At 45.9% G+C, this 5,922-nt stretch carries 3 protein-coding genes; 2 read left to right on the top strand and 1 reads right to left on the bottom strand.

Annotated features, from left to right (window positions below; translation table 11 throughout):
- Nucleotides 1–282: 282 nt before the first annotated feature.
- On the bottom strand, nt 283–2,328 hold the full coding sequence (locus QUB56_RS36065; protein WP_332961161.1) for a S8 family serine peptidase: 2,046 nt from the start codon (nt 2,326–2,328) through the stop codon (nt 283–285).
- Nucleotides 2,329–2,612: 284 nt separating this feature from the next.
- Between QUB56_RS36065 and QUB56_RS36060 the strand changes: the two genes are divergently transcribed.
- Both QUB56_RS36060 and QUB56_RS36055 read left to right on the top strand, forming a co-directional pair.
- Nucleotides 2,613–3,659, top strand: coding sequence for a UPF0104 family protein (locus QUB56_RS36060; RefSeq protein WP_332961160.1), 1,047 nt, complete (start codon nt 2,613–2,615; stop codon nt 3,657–3,659).
- Nucleotides 3,660–3,997: 338 nt separating this feature from the next.
- The coding region (locus QUB56_RS36055; protein WP_332961159.1) for a DUF4347 domain-containing protein at nt 3,998–5,922 on the top strand (1,925 nt) is incomplete at its 3' end.

The raw sequence follows: 5,922 nt of genomic DNA, 5'->3' as shown, positions 1-5,922 counted from the left end.
CATCCCCTTAAAGCAGCCCATCACCAAAATAGACGGCGAGATGAATTACGAGTTAGTATTCGATCGACCAAACTACTGCTGCATCACTCTGTGCCGCCAATTTGACTTAAGTTACGCCGCCAATTTTTAAGATCGGACTCGGCGGTTGAAACTGATCCTACATAGATAAGAATCGGCGGTTGAAACTGCCACTACACTTGCCTCTTCTCTCCCTTGAGACTCAAGGTGCGTAATGCGCACCTTGTCGTTGTCCTCTACATCGGGGCTAGCACAAAATCAAATTCAAACCCCTCGATTGGCAGTTGCCGCAAGAATCCTCTTAATATCAGCAGGAGTCAGATTCGGATTAGCCTGCAACATCAAAGCTATCACCCCAGCTACCTGCGGCACTGCCATTGAAGTACCCGCAAAATATCGATAGGGAATCCCCGGTTGAGAAAGCGGTACAGTTGAATAAACATCACCAAAACTCGCCGTGCCGCCGTCGCCGCCCGGCGCAACAAAATAATTAATTCCCTCCGCACCCGCCAGGTTAGAATAATCCGCAAACAAGCCATTTCGGCTAACAGCACCGACAGCAATTCCTACCTCATTGGCAAACCGAGCCGGATAATCTGGTTGTAGGCGAGCATCATTTCCCGCCGCCGAAATCACGATCGCCCCTTGAGCTTCAGCGGCTCGAAGAGCATCCAATTCTTGCTCGTTCAACTGGAGGCCGCCCAAACTTACATTAATCACCTTCGCTCCATTTGCCACGGCATAATTAATCGCATTAATTTCATCCGTAATTTTGCCGACTCCCGCCTCATCGAGTATTTTCAAAGGCATAATCTTCGCATTTGGAGCCGTGCCAGTAATCCCAACCCCATCTTGTTTCGCAGCAACTAAACCCGAGATATGAGTGCCGTGACTGTTATCGTCCATCGGGTCATTATCGTTGTTGACAAAATCCCATCCCCGGAAATCGTCCACAAATCCATTGTTGTCATCATCAACCCCGTTGCTAGCTTTATTGCGACCGATCGCATCCACACCAGTTTCCCCCGCATTGCTCCAAATATTCCCGGTCAAATCCGGGTGATTGTAGTCAACTCCGCTGTCGATAACTGCCACCACAATTCCGTCTCCAGTCAAGCCCCGGGCCCAAACCTCCGGAGCTTTAATTAAATCTCTGCCCCACTCGTCGCCGCCCAAGTCGGGAACATCAGGAAAAGTTGCAGTACCTTGAGCTTGAGCAACTGCCGCCGCTGCGTTTACCAAACCGAACCCAAAACGAGAGTCAAAACCCTGCAAGTTGCTCGGATTGTTAGCAGAAACAGTTGCAGGAGTTACAGACAGATTTAGGGTGAAATTTGTACTGCCTTGGTATTGATAAACTCGGACAAAGTAAGTTCCGGCTGCCAAAGCGTTGAGGTCGATCGACTCGGGCGATAAACTCGGTTCTTGAGAAGCACCAATAATATCGGTAAAGTCAATAGAATTGTCGCCGTTAAGATCTTTAATTAAAGCCACGTCAACATCCGCCGTCAAACCGCTGACAGTTAATTTAAAGTCGCTAGTTTCCGGCAAAGTAAAGCGGTAAAAGCGGTCTGGCCTGGCGTTGCTAACCGAGTCTGCGATCGTTTGAGTGTCGCCCAAAACGCCTAAATCGCGAGCTTCGCTGAGTTGGTTGCCCAATACGGTAGTTGCAGAGATGAATGTATCGGCTAGGTCTTGTGGAGATGCGTTGGCTACCAAGCCTAAAATAGCATTGGATTGCCGAATTTTAATTAATGTATTGGAAAGACCGGGGGCGATCGAGATTTCTTCTAGAATCAAGTCAGCTTCGGTAAGGTTGTCAGTCAGTCCGATCGAATCCACAAAACTGTTAAAGTCAGTAATAATGTCTGCCGCTGCCGGATCGGTTACTGCTGTATCGCTGCGGAGGACAAAGGTATCTGGGCCAAAGCCCCCTGTCAGCGTATCTTTGCCCCCATCGCCCACTAAAACGTCGCTACCCCGGCCGCCGTTGAGGGCGTCCTCTCCCCTACCTCCCTGCAAAGTATCCCTGCCGGCTTCCCCAAACAGGATGTCGCTGCCGGCACCGCCGTTGAGCAAATCGTTGCCCGCACCACCGAACAGCGTATCGGAATTGGTGCCGCCGAGAATGCGATCGTTACCATTATCACCGCTAATTATCTCGGCATCCGACGCACCGACAATAAAATCGTTGCCGCCGAGGGCAAAAAGTCCGTTAGGATAAGGAGTCAAAAAGCCCGGAGTCAAGGCGAAACTGTTGGGGCTATCATCTAAAAGATAGGAAAGACCGTCAGGGCTCGGGCCGGCCATAGAAATGTACTCCTAGCGAGGTATATCGATCTAAATTTTAGATTTTAAATTTAAGTTTGTGGTTAAGAAAGCACTAAATAGTTTGTAACGTGAGCAATGTGTACAATCTGTAGGGATATTTTTCGGCGCCGAGTCTGTAGAGGCACAGCAGCAGGTTAGGTCAAACAGATTTATTCCGTTATATCATGTCATGTAAATCAACCATAATTCTGCCTTGGCCCCATCTAAAATATAGAATTTAAAACAGTATAACTTAATCCCAAATTCAAAATTGGGAGCGGAAAATGGGAAAACAAAACGTGCATCGAATTCAGAATTTTTTCAACCTCGCGAAATCGCGTCTCCAGCCTTATTTACGATATTTCATTTTGGGCGGGACGTTTTTATTTATTACCAAAGCTTTTTTAACTCACTGGCGAGAAGTCGCGAATATCCAAATTCGAGCCGAAAGTTTTCCGTTGCTGGCGATCGCCCTTGGCGTCACTTTACTTTCTCTAATTTTTGTCGGCTGGGTGTGGATGTTCATTTTGCGGGAATTCCGCCAACCTGTAAATGCCGCGTGGGCTATTCAAGTTTTTCTCAAAACTAATATTGCCAAGTATTTGCCGGGGAATATTTGGCATTTTTGGGGTCGAATATTGGAAGCCAAAAAGGCTGGCATTTTCCCGAAAGCTGCTACTCTCAGCGTATTGCTGGAACCGCTGCTGATGGCTTCGGCCGGGGTGCTGATTGGGTTGATTTGTTTTGACAAAATCAATTGGTTTTTGCGGATTGTCGGTTTGGCTGCTATTTTAACAGCGATTCATCCCCGAATTTTAAATCCGATCGTTCTATTTGTAGAGCGCTTGAAGTTATCAAAGAAAAATGGGGAAAATTCCCAGGCTGGGGAGGCTGCGGGCGAGCCACTAAACTTTTCTACAGAGTCTAGCTCCACTCTAGCTAAAAAAACATTGCCTGTCAAGTCCCGCCATCAAATTAATTTGCCAATTAAACGCTATCCTTTAGTGCCGTTAATCGGACAAATGTGTTTTATCGGATTGCGGGGCTGCGGTTTTTTGCTAACAGTAACGGCTTTAACTCCGGTGAACTTTAGCAATATTCCTCACTTGTTCGGTGCTTTTTGTTTTGCGTTTGTTGTCGGTTTAGTTGTGCCTGGTGCACCGGGGGGAATGGGAGTATTTGAAGCAACGGCGATCGCCCTACTGTCCGATCGCTTTTCTACGGGTATTATTCTGAGTGCGGTGGCTTTGTATCGGATAATCAGTATTTTGGCAGATGTTTCCGGTGCATTTTTAGCTAAGCTAGATAGGAAGCGCGAACGACACAGTTAATGAGTGGTAAAATATATGAGACCAGCGGACTTACCCCGATTAGTAGGAGTCAAAAATATGTATTTGTACTCAGATTTTTTGCTTGCGTAAGTATGCTGGCTATAGTTGAGTTTCAAAAAAATTTTGTCAAATAATCTGTTTCGGCGACTAAGAAACAAAACAACCAACAATATAGTCTAAATCCATAAATTTAAGACTTGCAAACAAACCGATTTGCCATCATAAAATTCACAACTTGAGGTATTTATACCGTCAAATAAACTGGGTTTTTTGAGTTCCGGTGTGCTAGTCCTGGATCGATGAAAAATTGTTAACTTTAAGGTGCAGGGTACACAGCCATGATACGAGTTTTATCAGCAGGTGCGATCGAAGTTCCGAATCAAATCAACGCGGGCAATGGGAGTTTTGGGGAAAAGAGCGATCGTACCCCTAACCCCAGTACAATAGTATTTATCGATGCGGCAGTAGCAGACTATCAAAATCTCCTAGATAGAGTGAAATTGGGAGTAGAAGCAATAGTTATCGACTCGCACAGAGATGGAGTCGAACAAATTAGCGAAGTGTTAGCGAATCGCACTAATATTGAAAGCATTCATCTAGTTTCCCACGGCGAACCGGGAAGCTTGCAACTCGGTAAAACCCGACTGTCTGTCGATAACCTAGAAACTTATAGCCAGCAATTGCAGCAGTGGCGGCGCGCTTTAACAATTGATGCAGACATCCTAATTTACGGCTGCAATGTAGCAGCATCCCGCGCTGGTCAGAAAGTCCGCCTGGGAATAAATTCCCTGTCTCAAAGCAAAAGTCGGTTGAAACTCACATCTTGCACCATTCTCAAGAACACGCAAGATGCCCGTTCCACAAAGAGTAGATTTTCTTGTGGAACGGGCATCTTGCCCGTTGATAAAAGGTTTATTGACAATGGTGCAACATCTCAATTGAAACCGACTAAAAACAATTTCATTAAACAGTCCTCTTTAGAAAAATTTTGTAATGAGACCGGGGTTGAAACGAACGGCGGACTCGATGAATTAGCCTTAGAGGATTTTGGCTATGAGAAGGGGGTTGAAACGAACCGCAGACTCGATGAACCAGCCGTAGATGGTGTCGAATTCCTCCACCGCATTGCATCCCTCACCGGTGCAAATATTGCCGCATCTAAGTATCTCACGGGGAGTGCAAAATTAGGTGGCAACTGGGAACTAGAAGAAAAAATCGGCAAGATTAAATCGCCCCTAGCATTCGAGTCAAGCGCGATCCAAAATTATGCCTCTGTTTTGACTACCTATACCGTTACCAATAGTTCCGATAGCGGTCCAGGTTCTCTGAGAGATGCGATAGAAAAAGCCAATCTCAATCTCGGATTAGACACAATTGACTTTAACATTCCCGGTCCTGGACCTCATAGCATTACCCTTGGTCAAGCCTTACCTGTCATCACCAGCCCAGTTATTATCGATGGCCAATCTCAACCTGGATATAATAAACCTGGATTTATTAGCAAACCGATAATTGAACTCAATGGCAGTTCTTTACAACAACCAGCCTCAGGTGCGACTACTATTAATGGTTTAGATTTAGGCAAGAACCCTTTGGGTGGCGCAGAAGATTCCAGTGGCAGTACCATTCAAGGATTGGCTATTAACGGATTTGGAAAGGGCGGAAATTACTCTGGTCGCGGCATTTTGGTACAGACTAACAACAATATCATCCAAGACAACTACATTGGCACTGATATTAGCGGTACGACTGCTGCAGGCAACACTCTATCTGGGATCACAATCCTAAGTTACCCTCAAAACAATTCTCCTAATGTCAACACAATAACAGATAATATCATCTCTGGCAATGGCGTTGCAGGCATACTTGTGGCGAGGGCAGCAGCAACAGACATCAAAATTACTGGCAACTTCATCGGGACTGATTTCACGGGTACAATGCCTTTAGGGAACGAGGGCGATGGCATTCTGATCCTTGCTCAAAATTCAAATAATAATGTCATTGGTGGAACTACAGCCGGAGACAGGAATCTCATTGCTAACAATAAGGGTAGTGGCATTGAAATTATTGCAGCTTCCGGCTACACTATTAACCGCAATAGCATTTTTAACAACAAACGATTAGGAATTGACTTAATCGGTAATACTGGTATCACTACCAACGATTTGGGCGACGCCGATACAGGCAGCAACAACCTGCAAAATTACCCGGTTCTCACCTCAGTTAGCGGCAACACAGTCAGCGGCATTCTCAACAGCACTCC

This window comes from Microcoleus sp. AR_TQ3_B6, assembly GCF_036702785.1.
In the GTDB taxonomy this organism is placed as follows: domain Bacteria; phylum Cyanobacteriota; class Cyanobacteriia; order Cyanobacteriales; family Microcoleaceae; genus Microcoleus.
The sequence above is the reverse complement of the archived record's forward strand: the minus strand, read 5'-3'. Positions and strand labels throughout refer to the sequence as shown.